General features: G+C 67.5%; 14 protein-coding genes. 8 read left to right on the top strand and 6 right to left on the bottom strand.

All coding sequences use genetic code 11. The annotated features are described in order from the left end of the window. Positions 1-36 precede the first annotated feature (36 nt). Together fadA and fadB are read right to left on the bottom strand one after the other, a co-directional pair. Positions 37-1,215, bottom strand: a complete 1,179-nt coding sequence (gene fadA / locus FEF15_RS15940; protein WP_163560152.1) for an acetyl-CoA C-acyltransferase FadA — start codon at positions 1,213-1,215, stop codon at positions 37-39. Positions 1,216-1,243: 28 nt separating this feature from the next. Next, the gene (gene fadB / locus FEF15_RS15935; RefSeq protein ID WP_163560151.1) at positions 1,244-3,421 is read right to left on the bottom strand and encodes a fatty acid oxidation complex subunit alpha FadB; all 2,178 of its coding nucleotides are present in this window, start codon (positions 3,419-3,421) and stop codon (positions 1,244-1,246) included. Between the two features lie 172 nt (positions 3,422-3,593). Here fadB and slyA point away from each other — a divergent pair, with 172 nt between their 5' ends. After that, positions 3,594-4,037, top strand: a complete 444-nt coding sequence (gene slyA, locus FEF15_RS15930) for a transcriptional regulator SlyA (protein WP_163560150.1) — start codon at positions 3,594-3,596, stop codon at positions 4,035-4,037. 20 nt (positions 4,038-4,057) lie between these two features. On the opposite strand, the gene FEF15_RS15925 is transcribed toward slyA, so the two are convergent. Continuing rightward, on the bottom strand, positions 4,058-4,600 hold the full coding sequence (locus tag FEF15_RS15925; RefSeq protein ID WP_163560149.1) for a preprotein translocase subunit YajC: 543 nt from the start codon (positions 4,598-4,600) through the stop codon (positions 4,058-4,060). 105 nt (positions 4,601-4,705) lie between these two features. On the opposite strand from FEF15_RS15925, the gene FEF15_RS15920 reads away from it, so the two are divergent. Beyond that, positions 4,706-5,158 (top strand): universal stress protein, encoded by a 453-nt coding sequence (locus tag FEF15_RS15920; RefSeq protein ID WP_163560148.1) that lies wholly within the window; start codon positions 4,706-4,708, stop codon positions 5,156-5,158. Positions 5,159-5,245: 87 nt separating this feature from the next. On the opposite strand, the gene FEF15_RS15915 is transcribed toward FEF15_RS15920, so the two are convergent. Further along, a complete protein-coding gene (locus tag FEF15_RS15915) occupies positions 5,246-7,198 on the bottom strand; it encodes an ATP-binding cassette domain-containing protein (RefSeq protein WP_163560147.1) in 1,953 nt (650 codons plus the stop codon). A gap of 116 nt (positions 7,199-7,314) precedes the next feature. Between FEF15_RS15915 and FEF15_RS15910 the strand changes: the two genes are divergently transcribed. Beyond that, positions 7,315-8,211 carry a TatD family hydrolase gene (locus tag FEF15_RS15910; RefSeq protein WP_163560146.1) on the top strand — a complete coding sequence of 299 codons (897 nt, stop codon included), beginning with the start codon at positions 7,315-7,317 and terminating at the stop codon, positions 8,209-8,211. A 1-nt stretch (position 8,212) separates the two neighbouring features. Further along, positions 8,213-8,695: a hypothetical protein gene (locus FEF15_RS15905; RefSeq protein WP_163560145.1), complete on the top strand. Its 483-nt coding sequence runs from the start codon at positions 8,213-8,215 to the stop codon at positions 8,693-8,695. 36 nt (positions 8,696-8,731) lie between these two features. Here the strand turns inward: FEF15_RS15905 and FEF15_RS15900 are convergent, their stop codons facing one another. Next, complete coding sequence (locus FEF15_RS15900) at positions 8,732-10,951, bottom strand: thiamine pyrophosphate-dependent enzyme (RefSeq protein ID WP_346427872.1); 2,220 nt, start codon at positions 10,949-10,951, stop codon at positions 8,732-8,734. 178 nt (positions 10,952-11,129) lie between these two features. On the opposite strand from FEF15_RS15900, the gene FEF15_RS15895 reads away from it, so the two are divergent. The 3 genes from FEF15_RS15895 to FEF15_RS15885 all read left to right on the top strand — a co-directional run bounded on the left by FEF15_RS15895 (position 11,130) and on the right by FEF15_RS15885 (position 14,429). After that, the gene (locus FEF15_RS15895; RefSeq protein ID WP_163560144.1) at positions 11,130-12,578 is read left to right on the top strand and encodes an MATE family efflux transporter; all 1,449 of its coding nucleotides are present in this window, start codon (positions 11,130-11,132) and stop codon (positions 12,576-12,578) included. Then, the gene (locus FEF15_RS15890) at positions 12,550-13,608 is read left to right on the top strand and encodes a DUF3080 family protein (RefSeq protein WP_163560143.1); all 1,059 of its coding nucleotides are present in this window, start codon (positions 12,550-12,552) and stop codon (positions 13,606-13,608) included. The genes FEF15_RS15895 and FEF15_RS15890 overlap by 29 nt, the downstream gene beginning before the upstream one ends. 110 nt (positions 13,609-13,718) lie before the next feature. After that, positions 13,719-14,429: a hypothetical protein gene (locus FEF15_RS15885; protein WP_163560142.1), complete on the top strand. Its 711-nt coding sequence runs from the start codon at positions 13,719-13,721 to the stop codon at positions 14,427-14,429. 68 nt (positions 14,430-14,497) lie between these two features. Here FEF15_RS15885 and tusA read toward each other — a convergent pair whose 3' ends face one another. Further along, positions 14,498-14,749, bottom strand: a complete 252-nt coding sequence (tusA, locus tag FEF15_RS15880) for a sulfurtransferase TusA (RefSeq protein WP_163560141.1) — start codon at positions 14,747-14,749, stop codon at positions 14,498-14,500. 29 nt (positions 14,750-14,778) lie between these two features. Between tusA and FEF15_RS15875 the strand changes: the two genes are divergently transcribed. Then, entirely contained in the window at positions 14,779-15,066 is a 288-nt protein-coding gene (locus FEF15_RS15875) for an antibiotic biosynthesis monooxygenase (RefSeq protein WP_163560140.1), read from the top strand. Positions 15,067-15,163: the final 97 nt, after the last annotated feature.

Genomic DNA, 15,163 nt, shown 5'->3' with positions numbered 1-15,163 from the left:
GGTGCCGTTTTAGTCTCTGCCAACCCTGGCGAGTGGTTACTTCAAGCGTTCGAACACCGTGGCCACCCCTTGGCCCATGCCGATGCACATGGTGGCCAAGCCCAGGGTGGCGTCCTGCTGCTGCATCACGTTGAGCAGGGTGGTGCAGATGCGCGCCCCGGAGCAGCCCAGAGGATGCCCCAGAGCGATGGCGCCGCCGTTGAGGTTGACCTTGTCGTCCATGACGTCGTGCAGGCCAAGGTCCTTGAGCACTGGCAGGCTCTGGGCAGCAAAGGCTTCGTTGAGCTCCACGGCCTGGATATCGTCGATGGTCAGCCCGGCGGCCTTGAGCGCCTTCTTCGAGGCGGGCACCGGCCCGTAGCCCATGATCGAGGCGTCACAGCCCGCCACCCCGGTGGAGAGCACCCGGGCAATGGGTGTCAGCCCCAGCGCCTCGGCACGCTCGCCGCTCATCACCAGCAGGCCCGCGGCGCCCACGGAAAGCGCCGAGGAGGTGCCGGCGGTAACGGTCCCGCCGCGGGGGTCGAACACCGGCTTGAGCTCGGCCATCTTCTCCAGGCTGGCATCGGCGCGAATCACCTCGTCGCGCTTGACCGCCACGCGGTAGCCACGTTCGTCGTGCCCTTCGACGGCGATGGTCTCGTTGTCGAAGTAGCCCTTCTCCATGGCCGCCTGAGCGCGCTGGTGGGAGCGCACCCCGAAGGCGTCCTGTGCCTCGCGGGAGATGCCGTGCATCTTGCCCAGCATCTCCGCGGTGAGGCCCATCATCATGGCCGCCTTGGCGGCGTGCTTGCTGGCCGCCGGGTTGACGTCGACGCCGTGGGTCATGGGCACGTGTTCCATGTGCTCCACGCCGCCGATGACGTAGAAGTCCCCCATGCCCGCCTTGATGTTGGCCGCGGCGATGTGCAGCGCGCTCATCGAGGAGCCGCACAGGCGGTTGACCGTCTGGGCCGGCACGCTGCGCGGAATGCCGGTGAGGATCGCTGCATTGCGGGCGATGTTCATGGCCTGTTCCAGGGTCTGGTTGACGCAGCCCCAGATCACGTCGTCGACCTCGCTCGGGTCGAGCCCGGGGTTGCGGTCGAACAGTGCCTGCATGACGGCGGCGGAGAGGTTCTCGGCGCGCACGTGGCGGAAGGCGCCATTCTTGGCCTTGGCCATGGCGGTGCGCACGCTGTCGACCACCACGATGTCTCTCGGATTCAGACTCATTGCTTGCGTCTCCTTGTTCGCGGTGGGCTCAGCCCTGGGTTTGGGGGGAGTAGAAGGTGTCACCGGCCTTGGCCATCTCGCGCAGCCTGTCGGTGGGCGCATAGAGCGGCCCCAGCGCCTCGGCCAGGCCGTCGGCCAGCTCGACGAACGCCGCAACCCCCATGGCGTCGATGTAGCGCAGCGCACCGCCGCGGAAAGGTGGGAAGCCGATGCCATAGATCAGCGCCATGTCGGCCTCGGCGGGGCTGCCGACGATGCCGTCCTCCAGGCAGCGCACCGTCTCCAGGCACAGCGGCACCATCATGCGGGCGATGATGTCGTCGTCGCTGAACTCGCGGCTCTCCTGGGCCACGCCCTTGACCAGCTCGATGGCCGTCTCGTCGGTGACCTTCTTGGGCTTGCCCTTCTTGTCCTCCTCGTAGGCATAGAAACCCTTGGCGTTCTTCTGCCCCAGGCGGTCGCTGTCGAACATCGCCTGAATAACGCTCTTGCTGTCGGCACCGCCGAGGCTGCCCATGCGCTCGGGAAAGCCCTCGGCCATCACCTCGCCGGCGTGCATCGCGGTGTCCATGCCAACCACGTCGAGCAGGTAGGCCGGTCCCATGGGCCAACCGAACTTCTCCATGATCTTGTCAACGCGCTGGAAATCGGCACCCTGGGCCATCAACTGGCTGAAGCCGCCGAAGTAGGGGAAGAGCACGCGGTTGACGAGAAAGCCCGGGCAGTCGTTGACCACGATGGGCGTCTTGCCCATGGCCCGGGCGTAGGCCACGGTGGCCGCCACGGCCGCGTCGCCGGTCTTCTCGCCGCGAATCACTTCCACCAGCGGCATGCGATGCACCGGGTTGAAGAAGTGCATGCCGCAGAAGTGCTCGGGGCGTTCGAGGTTCTCGGCGAGCCGGGTGATGGAGATGGTCGAGGTATTGGAGGTGAGGATGGTCTCCTCGCCGACCAGGCCTTCCACTTCGCTGAGCGCGGCCCCCTTGACCTTGGGATTCTCGACCACCGCCTCGACCACCAGGTCGACGTGGCCGAAATCACCGTAGGCGAGGGTCGGGCGAATGTTGGTGAGTTTCTCGGCCATCTGCTCGGTGGAGAGCTTGCCCCGCTCCACCTGCTTGGCGAACAGCTTGCGTACCTCCTTGAGACCCAGCTCGATGGCCTCGGCCTGGATGTCTTTCATCAGAATCGGCGTGCCCTTGGAAGCGCTCTGGTAGGCGATGCCGCCGCCCATGATCCCGGCCCCCAGCACGGCTGCCTGCTGGATCGGACGGGCCTGCTTCTCGTACTTGCCGGCCTGCTTCTTGACCACCTGATCGTTGAGGAACAGGCCCACCAGATTGAAGCAGACGTCGGTCATGGCCAGCTTGGCGAAGGCCGTGGCCTCGATGGCCTGGGCCCGCTCCCGCGTCTCGCCGGCCCCCTTCTGGATGACCTTGATCGCCTCTACCGGTGCCGGGTAATGCGGCCCGGCTTTGCCCTTGACGTAGCCTTTGGCGGTCTCGAAGGCCATCATCTGCTCGATGGGGCCGAGCTTCAACGGCTGCGACTTCTCGTCGCGGCGGCCTCGGAAATCGAGCTCGCCGGCATTGGCCCGGGCGAGGATATCCAGCGCCGCAGCTTCGAGCTGATCACTTGGCACCACAGCATCCACGGCTCCCATCCTGAGGGCCTCCTCCGCCGAGTTCTCGCTGCCCCCGGCGATCCACTCGATGGCGTTGTCGGCACCGATCAGCCGCGACAAGCGTACGCAGCCGCCCCAGCCCGGCAGGATGCCCAGCTTGGTCTCAGGCAGGCCGATCTTCGCGCCTTCGGCCATCACCCGGAAGTCGGTGGTCAGCGTCACCTCGCAGCCCCCGCCCAGCGCCAGGCCGTTGATGGCGGAAACGGTCGGGAATGTCAGATCCTCGATGGCATTGAAGATGGCGTGCACCCGCTCGAGCATCTCGATCAGGAAATCGTTGCCCTTGCCAAACATGCCCTGAAATTCGGTGATGTCGGCACCGACGATGAAGGCTTCCTTGGCGCTGCCGATCACCAGGCCCTGGAGGCCGCTCTCGGCCTGGATGGCCTTGACCGCTTCGTCCAACTCACCAACCACCGCACTGGACAGCTTGTTGACCGACTCCCCCTGCAGGTCGAAGGTGAGCGCGGCGATGTCGTCACCGCTGCGCGTCACCGTGATGGCGTTGCCTTGATAGATCATGCCAGCATCTCCCGATTTCATACGGCCGTTTGATTTTGGCAAGCTTGGTGCACTCGACGCCTCGCGTCAAGCCCCTCGCCACTGCCAAGGGTGACCGTCTTTTACCGCGGCAAGTTGCATTACACGCCGCGGCTCCGGACAATTCGACAAACTCTTCGGATTGCGACCTGCCATGTACCAGAACATCGGCTTCCGCCTGGCTCGCGTACCCCGCCTGTGGCGGGCGATCATCGATCATCGCCTGGCACCGCTGGGCCTCACCCAGACCCGCTGGGTGACCCTCTATCACCTGTGGCGTCTCGGCGACGGCCAGGCACAGTGCGACCTGGCACGCGCCATCGGAGTGGAAGCGCCCTCGCTGGTGCGCACCCTCGACCAGCTCTCCGAGCAGGGACTGATCGAGCGCCGCCCCTGCGACCAGGATCGCCGCACCAAGCGCATCTACCTCACCCGCGAGGCGACACCGCTGCTGGAGCGCATCGATGAAGTGGTGACCCAGGCCCGGGCCGAGATGCTCGCCGGACTCGCCGACGAGGACGTGAAGCGCCTCGATGCCCTGCTGGCGCACATCGAGGAGAACGGCCTGGCAATCCAAGCGCGGGAAAGCGACGGCTGAACGGCGCCGCCGCCGCGGGCTCACTCCGGCGTGGGCGCCGGCCCGGCACCGAAGGCGCGCAGACGCTCCGGCCGATCGGGGTGACCGGCCAGCGACTCCCGCAAGCGACGAAAGTCATCGAGGTAAGTGCCAAAGCGCTCCGCGTTCTGGGACTCCCACCACCAGAGGGTGATGCCGTGCTCGCTGGATTCCAGCACAAGGGCATCCTGCGGCAGACGCGTTAGCAGCGCCTCCAGCGGCGCCTGGGCGGCCTGCGGCAGCGGACGCAGCGGTTCGATGCGCCAGCGCCAGCCCGCCAGGCAGGGCTTGAGCGCCTCGCTCGCCTCGCTGTCGCGTACCAGCACGAATCGCGGCCCGGGTCGCTCCACGGGATAGTCCCAGCGATAGCCTGGCATGGCGGTCGTCTCGCCGTGCAGCGGCGGTTTCTCGAGCTTCACCGTCACCCCGGCCTCCCGCGCCGCCTTGCGCAGCGGCACGATGCGGCGCTGACGCGGGCTGGGCTTGAGCCACAGCACCGGTGAGACCATCAACATCAGGGCAATCGCGATCACCACCCAGACCATCGGCACCTCCTGATTGAAGCTTGACGCAAGTCGTTGTCCTCGCTTGTCGATCGTCCTAGAGTGTCAGCATGATACCGCTTATCTCACCCTGTGCAGGAGCCTGCCATGAGCAATGAATACCGCCATATCCTGGTCGCCGTCGACCTCACCAAGGACTCCCAGAAGGTACTGGAGCGAGCCCTGCAGATCGCCGAACGCAACCAGGCCAAGCTCTCCATCATGCACACCCTGGAGCCGCTGGGCTTCGCCTATGGCGGCGACATCCCCATGGACCTGACCAGCATTCAGGACCAGCTCGACGAACACGCCAAGCAGCGCCTGGCGGAGATCGCCGATGCCCACGTGACCAAGGAGAATCAGCACGTGGTGGTCGGCATGCCCGACACCGAGATCCACCGCTTCGCCGAGGAGCACAACGTCGATCTGATCGTGGTGGGCTCCCACGGCCGGCATGGCTTCGCCCTGCTGCTCGGCTCCACGTCCACCGGCGTGCTGCACGGCGCCCAGTGCGACGTGCTGGCGGTGCGCGTGGGCAAGCGGGGCGAAGCCGACGAGTAACTCCGGCAATGCTCCCGACACCGAGGCGCCTCCGGGCGCCTTTGTCGTTGCAGGATACCGCGCCGCCGGACGTCACCGAATCATCGGCTACTCCCCGGCGGCGAGCGCCTCCAACTCCATCCACCGCTCCATGGCGGCGTCCAGCGCCGCCTGAGTCTCGTTGAGCGCCTCCAGCGTGGCCGTCACCGTTTCGGCGTCCTGCTGGTAGAAGGCCGGGTCGCCCACCGTCGCTTCGTACTCGGCCACCGCATTTTCCAGGCGCTCGATCTCCGCCGGCAGGCCGTCGAGCTCGCGCTGCAGTTTGTAGGAGAGCTTGGCGGGCTTCTTCGCGCCTTGACTGGCCGGCGCTGAAGGCTCCCGCACCGTGGGCGCTTTCTCCGCCGACCTGGCCGCCTGCTCGACCACCGCCGCCGGCTCGGCGTGCTGGCGGGCCGCCCCTTCCCAGGGGGCCGGCGGCAGCTTGCCGCCCTGGCGCACCCAGTCGCTGTAGCCGCCCACGTAGTCGCGCACCACGCCCTCTCCCTCGAAGGCCAGCACTCCGGTCACCACGTTGTCCATGAAGGCCCGGTCGTGGGAGACCAGCAGCAGGGTACCGTCGAAGTCGAGCAGCAGCTCCTCGAGCAGCTCCAGGGTCTCCACGTCGAGATCGTTGGTGGGCTCGTCGAGCACCAGGACGTTGGCTGGCTGAGTGAAGAGCTTGGCCAGCAGCAGGCGGTTGGACTCGCCGCCGGAGAGCGCCTTGACCGGCTGGCGGGCACGCGCAGGGGTAAACAGGAAGTCCTGCAGGTAGCTGATGACATGGCGGTCACGGCCGCCCACGGTGATCCGGTCACTCCCTTGGGCGACGTTGTCGTAGACGCTCTTCTCGGGCTCGAGCCCGGCACGCAGCTGGTCAAAATAGGCCACCTGCAGGTTGGTGCCCAGGCGCACGGTCCCTTCGCTGGGGGCGAGCTCGCCGAGCAGGATCTTGAGCAGGGTGGTCTTGCCGGCGCCGTTGCGGCCGATCAGGCCGATACGGTCGCCGCGCTGGATCTCCAGCGAGAGGTCACGGATCACCGTCTCGTCGCCGAAGCGCTGGGTGACGTGAGAGAGCTCCACCACCCGCTTGCCGGTGCGCTCACCGCTGTCCACCCCGAAGCTCGCCCGGCCCTGGCGCTCTCGACGCTGACTGCGCTCGCGGCGCATCTGCTCGAGTGCCCGCACGCGCCCCTCGTTGCGGGTGCGCCGCGCCTTGATACCCTGGCGAATCCAGGCTTCCTCCTGGGCGAGCTTCTTGTCGAACTCGGCGTTCTCGCGCGCCTCGACCTCCAGCTCGTGGGCCTTCTGCCGCTGGTAGGCTGCGTAATCGCCGGGGTAGCGGCCGAGCCGACCGCGATCGAGCTCGAGGATGGACGTGGCCAGCCTGGAGAGGAAGGTGCGGTCGTGGGTGATGAAGAGCACCGCGCCGGAAAAGGCCAGCAGCTGCTCCTCCAGCCAGGCGATGGTGTCCAGGTCCAGGTGGTTGGTGGGCTCGTCGAGCAGCAGCAGGTCGGGCTCGGCCACCAGGGCGCGAGCCAGCGCCACGCGGCGGCGCCAGCCGCCGGAGAGCGCAGCCATCTCGGCATCCTCGGGCAACCCCAGACGGGTCAGCACCACGTCGATGCGCTGATGGAAGAACCAGCCGTCGATCGACTCCAATCGCGTCTGCAGCTCGGCCATGCGGCGCATGTCCGGCTCCGCCGCCTGGACCAGGTGGTGATACTCGGAGAGCAGCGCACCGGCCTCGGGCAGCCCTTGCGCCACCACGTCGAAGATGGTCTCGCCGGTGGCCGCCGGCAAGTCCTGGGCCAGCACGCCGATCTTGAGCCCGGGGGCACGCCAGATGCTGCCGCCGTCAGGGAGGATATCGCCGGCCACCAGCTTGAGCAGGGTGGACTTGCCGGTGCCGTTGCGACCCACCAGGGCCAGCCGCTCGCCGCGCTCCAGCACCAGGTCGGCCCCGTCAAGCAACACGTGGGGGCCATAGGCCAGTTGCAGCTGTTCCAGACGTAGCAGGGTCACGCACTCACCTCTCTCGATCGTGAAGGCGCCCAGTGTAACGCAAGCACGGCCCGGCGTGGCCGAGCCGAGGCGCTGGCGGCTACAATGCGCGTCAGATATGCACAGGAGTTTCCGCTTTGGCCGACGTGACCGAGCCCTTCGACGACTTTCTGCCTGAGGCGCTGCAACGCCGTTCGCCCGCCCCGCTGGTGGACATCGGCGCCAACCTCACCCATGCGAGCTTCGTCCACGACCTCGAGGCCGTGCTGGCGCGCGCTCGAGCGGCCAACGTCACGACCCTCATCCTCACCGGCACCGACCGCGAGCACGCCGAGCAGGCAGTCGACCTGGCGCGCCGTCATCCCGGTCTGTACGCCACCGCCGGCATACACCCCCACGACGCCAGTCAGTGGCGCGGCGAGCTTGAGCGCGCCCTGCGCGACCTGCATCGCCAGCCGGAGGTGGTCGCCGTGGGCGAGTGCGGGCTCGACTTCAATCGCAACTTCTCGACGCCCGCCGAGCAGGAGCGCGCCTTCGAAGCGCAGCTGGGGCTCGCGGCGGAGAGCGGCAAGCCGCTGTTCATCCACGAGCGCGACGCTGGCGGACGCATGCGCGACATCCTCCGTGCCTGGCGCGACGACATCGGTGCCGCCGTCATCCACTGCTTCACCGCCGATCGCGACACCCTATACGGCTACCTCGACCTCGACCTGCACATCGGTCTCACCGGCTGGATCTGCGACGAGCGGCGTGGCCATCACCTGCGCGAGTTGGTGAGCGCGATCCCGCTGGACCGGCTGATGGTGGAAACCGATTGCCCCTATCTGCTGCCGCGCCATTTACCTGCCAAACTCAAGGGAAGACGCCACGAACCAGCGCTGCTGCCCTGGATCGTGCGGGAGATCGCCCACTGGCGCGGCACCGACGAGACCGACCTGGCCCGCGCCACCACGGCCACGGCGCGAGCCTTCTTCCGCTTGGCCGATACCGAACCGGCCGCCAAGGCCAGCCATCCCGCTCAGGAGGAGGAGTGACATGGCCGATATCCCCGGGTTCATCGCCGTGGAGACCGGCGACGACGGCGAGCTGCCGCTGGCCATCGCCTGGGTGCTGCCCGACGGGCGCATCAAACACACGCTTATCCAGCCCGATGAGGCGTGGCTGGATGACGAGATGAACGCCCTCAACGGCTACAGCATGGAAGAGCTGACCAGCCTCGGTGTCAGCCCTCTGGACGTGATCCGCGAGCTGGAGAACGACCATTTCAATGCCACCCTCTTCACTGCGGGCGTGAGTGACGACGAGGCCGCCCTGGCGCGACTCTTCGACACCTACGGCATCGACCCCTTCGTCGAGCTGGCCCCGGCCGACAGCCTCTACCCCGATCTGCCCAGCGGCGAATGGACGCGTGCCCGGGGCGAGCTGTTCGGCGAGCTCGGCCTCGAGCCGCTGCGCCCCGAGCACGAGGTGGCGGTGATGCTGCACCTCCACCAGCGCCTCGCCCTGGGAGAGCCCTGATACCCGGCCTCCCGGAGGGTGGCGCTCACCACCCGCTCAGGTGTCGCGCTCGGGCATCCTGGCTCCCGACCCTGTCGCTGGCTGCCTTTCCTCGGCCGTGACGACCAGGGCTCGCGCCCGCTCGACAATCTGAGCCACTGACGGCAGCGTGGCCGTGGCAGCTCGCCCCAGGGGGATGAAGCTGTCCTCGGCGGTGAGCCGGGCCAGGCGCTCGCCCGCCACGCCGCGCTCGACCAGGGCGGTAACCAATTCCTCGCTTGGGGATCCCGTGCGGCGGCACTCGTCCACCACCAGGATGTGCTTGCAGTCGGCCACCGCACGGTGAACGGCGTCATGATCGATGGCGGTCAGCCAGCGCAGGTCGATGAGTCGAGCCTCGATCCCGTCGGCCTCCAGTCGGGCGATCGCCTGACGCGACAGGTAGACGCCGTTACCATAGCTGACGATGGCTAGGTCGTGCCCCTCGCCCCACTGGCCGAGCGCGCCCACCGGCAGGCGGTACTCGGGCCCCGGATCGGCGAAGCACCACCGCTGGTCGCCCTCCTCGAGCAGATCGCGCTGGTGGTAGAGTGCGATGGGTTCGATCACCACCACCACGCGCTGCTCCTCGTCGGCGAGGCGTACCGCCTCCTGCAGCAGGCCCACGGCGTCGGCCGCGTTGGAGGGACAGGCCACCAGCAGCCCTGGGATGTCCCGCAGCACGGCGAGGGCGTTGTCGTTGTGGAAGTGGCCGCCGAAGCCCTTCTGGTAGCCGAGCCCAGCGATGCGCACCACCATGGGGTTGGTGTACTGGCCGTTGGAGAAGAAGCTGAGCGTGGCCGCCTCGCCGCGCAGCTGGTCCTCGGCGTTGTGCAGGTAGGCAAGGAACTGGATCTCGAGTATCGGCACCAGGCCGTTCTGGCCCAGGCCAATGCCCAGGCCCAGGATGGTCTGTTCGTCGAGCAGGGTGTCGATCACCCGGTGCGGCCCGAACTGCGCCTGCAGGCGCTGGGTGACGCCGTAGACGCCCCCCTTGCGGCCGATGTCCTGGCCGGCCATCACCAGCGAGGGATAGCGCTGCATCAGCCGCTCGAGCGCCTGGTTGAGCCGCTTGGCCATGGGCGCCGGGGTAGTGTCCACCTCGCCCTGCCAGGCAAGGGCGCGACCGGGGCGCGCCGGCGGCACGATGCTCGCCATCACCTGGGCAGCGCTCTCGAGCTTGGGCCGGCAAATGGCCGCCTCCCCCAGTTCGGCAACGCGCTCGCTGACAGCGTGGTAGTGCGCAGCAATCGCATCGCGCTCGAGCACGCCGTGGCGGCGCAACAGCCCGGCGCTGACCAGCAGAGGGTCGCGCGCCTCGTCGGCCTCGATCTGCGCCGGCGCGAGGTAGGCCTGCGGGGCATCGGAGCCGGCGTGACCGTAAAGGCGCACGCAGCGCATGTGGAGAAAGACCGGCTGCTTGCGGGCCCGCGCCAGCCGCGCCGCCTCCCGAGCGGCCTGCCAGGTATCGAGCAGATCGCATCCGTCGCAGGCCAGGTAGTGAAAGCCGGGGCGAGCGCGCAGGCTCGCCTCGATCCAGCCCTCGGGCGTGGGGGTGGAGATGCCGATGCCGTTGTCCTCACAGACCAGCACCAGCGGCATGGGCGCCCCCTGGTAGGCAGCCCAGCCGGCGGCGTTGATCGCCCCCTGGGCGGTGGAGTGGTTGAAGGAGGCGTCGCCAAAGCTGCACAGCACCACGCTGTCGGCCGGCCATTCGGAATCGCCCCCCAGGCGCCGCTGCAGCCCCAGCCCGTGAGCCACACCCACCGCCTTGGGCAGGTGCGAGGCGATGGTGCTGGTCTGGGGTGGAATCGCGAGCGCTTTCGATCCCAGCACCTTGTGGCGCCCGCCCGAGATGGGGTCCTCCGCCGAGGCCACGAAGCTCAGCAGCAGATCCCACAGCGGGTTCTGGCCAGGCACCTGACAGCTGCGCTGGATCAGGAAGGCCGCGTCGCGGTAGTGCAGAAAGGCGGGATCGGTGGGGCGCAGCGCCGCGGCGATGGCCGCGTTACCCTCGTGACCCGCGCTGCCGATGGTGTAGAAGGCCTCGCCGCGGGCCTGCAGGCGGCGCGCGTGCAGGTCCAGGTGGCGGCTCATGAGCTGCGACTCAAAGAGCTCGGCCAACGCACCCGGCGCGAGACCGACCTCGTCGAGGCGCCAGGCTCGCGACGGTGCCGGCCAGTCGTCGTTGTGCAACGCGTCGAGGAAGGGACGCTCCTGCGGCAGGGGGTCGACCACGATAGAAACTCCTGATCAAGGGTAACGAAGGGTCACTACAGCCTAGCGCGAGCGTCAGTCGGGAGAACACTATCGATATGCCCCATCAGGCAAATCTCCCCGGTAGTTGGTAAGCTTGCCGGTTCTTCCCGGCATCGCCGCACAGCCGCCGCGGCATTCACTGCATGGAGCCTCACCCTTGGCACGCTTCTTCGCCGACCTGTTGACCGCCAGCCGCCAGGAGACACGCCCGCTGATCACCCTGGCCCTGCCGATCTGCGGCGCCCAGCTGGCCCAGGCGGGCATGAGCGTGGTCGATGTCATGATGACCGGACGGCTGAGCGCCACGGATCTCGCGGCCGTCTCGGTGGGCTCCAGCCTGTGGATGCCGCTGATGCTGTTCATGACCGGCACGCTGATGGGGCTCACGCCCATCGTCGCCCAGCTGCTCGGGGGCGGACAGACCCCGCGCATCCGCCCGAACGTGCACCAAGCGCTGTGGGTGGGGCTTGGCCTGGGGATTGCCGCCGCCCTGCTGCTGGGGTTCGCGGTGATGCCGGTCTTTCGCCTGATGGGGGTGCCTGAGGCAGTGGCCCAGCACTCGGCCGAATACCTCGCCGCCGTGGCCCTGGGGATGCCCGGCATGGCACTGTTCCAGGCGCTGCGCGCCTTCTCGGACGGCATGAACCATACCCGGCCATCACTGTGGATCAGTCTGGTGGGATTGGCCGTCAACATTCCCAGCAACTTTGTGCTGATCTACGGCGGTGCCGGCCTTACCGATCTCTTTGGGCCCGGATTGCCGGCGTGGCTTCAGGCACTGCCGGCGCTGGGGGCGCTGGGCTGCGGGCTGGCCACGGCGCTCTCCTTCTGGGTCATGGGCCTGACCATGGCCGCCTACACTCGGCGCTCCCCGGCCTACGGGGACGTCGCCCTATGGCACTCGCCCACCCCGCCGCGCCTGGCACTGATCGGAGAACTGCTCTACGTGGGAGTACCCATCGGCGTGGCGATCTTCGTCGAGGTGACGCTCTTCACGCTGATCGCGCTGTTCATCGCCAGCCTCGGCGAGGTGACGGTGGCGGCCCACCAGGTGGCGCTCAACTACACCTCGATCCTGTTCATGCTGCCGCTGTCGCTGAGCATGGCGCTGACGGTCCGCGTCGGGAACACCCTGGGGCAGGCACGCCCGGCACACGCCCGCCTGGTGGCCTGGAACGGCGTTGCCTTGTGCCTGCTGGTGGCCGGCCTCAACAGCACCCTGCTGTGGCTCACCGCCGAGCCGGTGATCGCACTCTACACCCACGATGCCGCCGTGCAACGCCTGACGCTGTCACTGGTCATACTGGCCATGATCTTCCAGGTCTCCGACTCCATGCAGGTCAATCTTGCCGGTGCGCTGCGCGGGTACAAGGACACCCGAGTGGTGATGGGGATCACCCTGATCGCCTACTGGCTGGTCGGCCTGGGCGGCGGCCACACCCTCGGCGAGTACGGCCTGTTCGGCCAGATCGCGCCCATGGGGGTGCACGGTTACTGGGTGGGCCTGATCGCCGGGCTCACCGCGGCGGCACTGCTGCTCGGCGAGCGGCTGCGGCGGGTGGCGAAAGGAGTGGCGAATGGTGAGGTCGAGATTCCCCGCAGCTAGCCTGTCCTGTCTGCGCCGGGGCCTGACGGCGCTGCTCGTGCTCGTATTGCTGGCCGGGTGCGGCAACGGCGAAGGCGATGCGCTGCTGCGCAGCTACCAGCGCGACCTGGCGCAGACCCTCGAGCTGCCCGTCCCGGAGCCCGAATCACCCGGCAACATCGGCGCCTTTCCCGAGCGCCAGGATCGGCTGTTCGACGTACCCGAGACCCGCGAAGGCCTGCTCGCTGTCTACGCCCTGCGCGAATGTCATATCACCAATCTGGTGGCAGCGCGCAACAACCAGCTGGGCCGGGTGGCGCCCCCCAGTCAGCGCTGGCTCTATGAACTCGAGCTGTGGCGCCGGCTTCACGCCTGCCAGAACAGCGAGGTGCCGGATCGCCTGGCCGAGGACGACCGCGCGCGACTCGATCGCCTCACTCGCACCAAGACCGAGCAGCTGCCATTGGTGAGCTGGAACAGCCTCTTCGATTCGGACGAATGGACCGGCAGCTTCTCGCGCGCCAGCTCACCCCTGCAACCCGACGATCGCCAGCCCCTGGATGGCCAGCTCAGCGCCGTGAACTGGCTGCGCGAGGCGACGCTCAACCAGTTCAACCCCGACTGGCCGCACGACTCGGCGACCCTGGAGGGGCATCTCAAGGCCCTGCGCGACCGCCCACTGACCGCGGAGGTCCTACGAGCACTGCTGCTGGCCGAGCAACGCCTCGACGAAGCCAATGCCCTGCTTGCCTCCCGGCTGGAGAGCGACGAGACCTGCGCCAAGCTATCGCAGCCCGGCCACCAGCTGCGGGGCGATTTCGCATCGCGCCCGGTCCGCGAGTGGCTTGAGCGCCTGGAGCAGCTGGCCGCGCGCTGGCTCGGCGCCGTCGATACCCTGCTGGACAGCCACGTTTCCCCGCCCCAGGCCGTGGCCGACTACCACCACCGCTGGCTCTCCCTCGACAACCCCCAGGCGCCGCTGCCCGCCTACCGCCAGGCGCGAGACACCCATCAACAGCGCTGGCAACGACTTGCCGAGCAGTGTCCGTGAAAATCACGGTACAGGCTTAACTTGTGCACTGCGTCTGTGCTATTGGTGAAATCGACAGGCCGTAGCCAGCCGCTTCACTGCCGTGACCACGCAGAACCTGGAGGGAGATCATGGGTATTTCACTGTCATCCCGTCCTGCCCGGGTCATCGACCTGGATACCATGCGCCAGCGGCAGAAAGCCAAGCGGCGCCTGATACGCCTCTCCCCGGAGCTCGACGGGCTGGAGATGGTCTATCAGCTTGCCTCTGATCCCGACGCCTATTACGGCATGCCGATCATGGCGTGGGGAATGCGCGAGGATGGCGAGGTGGTCGGCCTGGTGCCTTGGATGGAAGCACTGACCCCCTGCCATCAGCTCGACGACCCCGAACAGGGCTGCTTCGTCGGCTACCGAGACCCCGAGACGGAGGAACTGCTGGAGGAGGCCCCGCCCCACAAGGCACTGGAACTGGAGCATGCGGCCGCCTACTTCGACTACGAGGAGACCCGCGAAGTCACCCTGATCCAGCAGTTGCCCGACACTCTCGGCACTCATGCTCTGTGCATCGACGAAACCGAAGGCCCCTGGCAGCTCAAGCAGGTCTTCGGCTGGCGCCTCTACAGCGACGGCAACGTCGAGGCGCTGCTGGCCGATGAATCGCTGATCGACTCCACCCCCATCCTGCCCGGCGACCCCTGCCTCTACCCCGGCCGCAGCCGCCACCGCCTGGTTTACTTCTTCCAGCGGCGTATCGCCAATCGTATCCGTGAGCAGGACCCCGCCACCCTCGAGGCACTCGCCCTGATGGTGATTCCCCACGAGCCGATGGCGACACCATGACGCCGTACCCCGCCTAGTGTGATCTCTCTGTAGGTTGTTCACCCGGTCACGGCGGGGCTGGCGACGACTCAACCCAAGCGGATAAAGTACAGGTAGTGGCCATCCGCCTCCTGCTGGTGCAGGAGTTCGTGACCCAGGAAGCTGCAGAATTTGGGCACGTCACGGGTGGTCGCCGGGTCCGTGGCCACGACCTTGAGCACATCGCCAGTTGCCATGTCGCGGACCTTGTTATGCATCAGCATGATGGGCTCCGGGCAATAGAGCCCGGTGGTGTCCAGTTCGGCCTGGAAGTCCGGCTGGGAGTCGGCAGTATCAACCATCGATGACCTCGGTGTAGGGAGCAGCTTAGATGATCAAGATCATTATCGAACGTCGTATCATGCCCGGCCTGGAGGAGGAATACGAGGAGGCCGCCCGTGAGGCGATGCGCTGGTCGCTTGGCGCGCGTGGCTTTGTGGGCGGCGAGACCCTCGTCGAGCTGGGGCATAGCGACCGTCGCTTGATGATCACCAAGTGGCGCGACATGCGTGCCTGGAAAGAGTGGTACGGCAGCGAGGAGCGAAACCGCGTCATGCAGCGCATCTGGCCGCTGCTCACGGAGGACGAAACCATTCGCGCCTACGAGCCCTCCTATTGAGCAAACCAGCCGCGCATCCTACGCATCGACGCGAAGCGTGATGCGTTAGTCAAGCGGCTGCCCGAGCTTGCGAGGGTCATCCTGGTTTTCGATGTAA

Source organism: Halomonas sp. NO4, assembly GCF_010994375.1.
GTDB lineage: Bacteria > Pseudomonadota > Gammaproteobacteria > Pseudomonadales > Halomonadaceae > Halomonas.
Note: the sequence above shows the minus strand (reverse complement) of the source record. Positions and strands in the feature narration are given on the sequence as shown.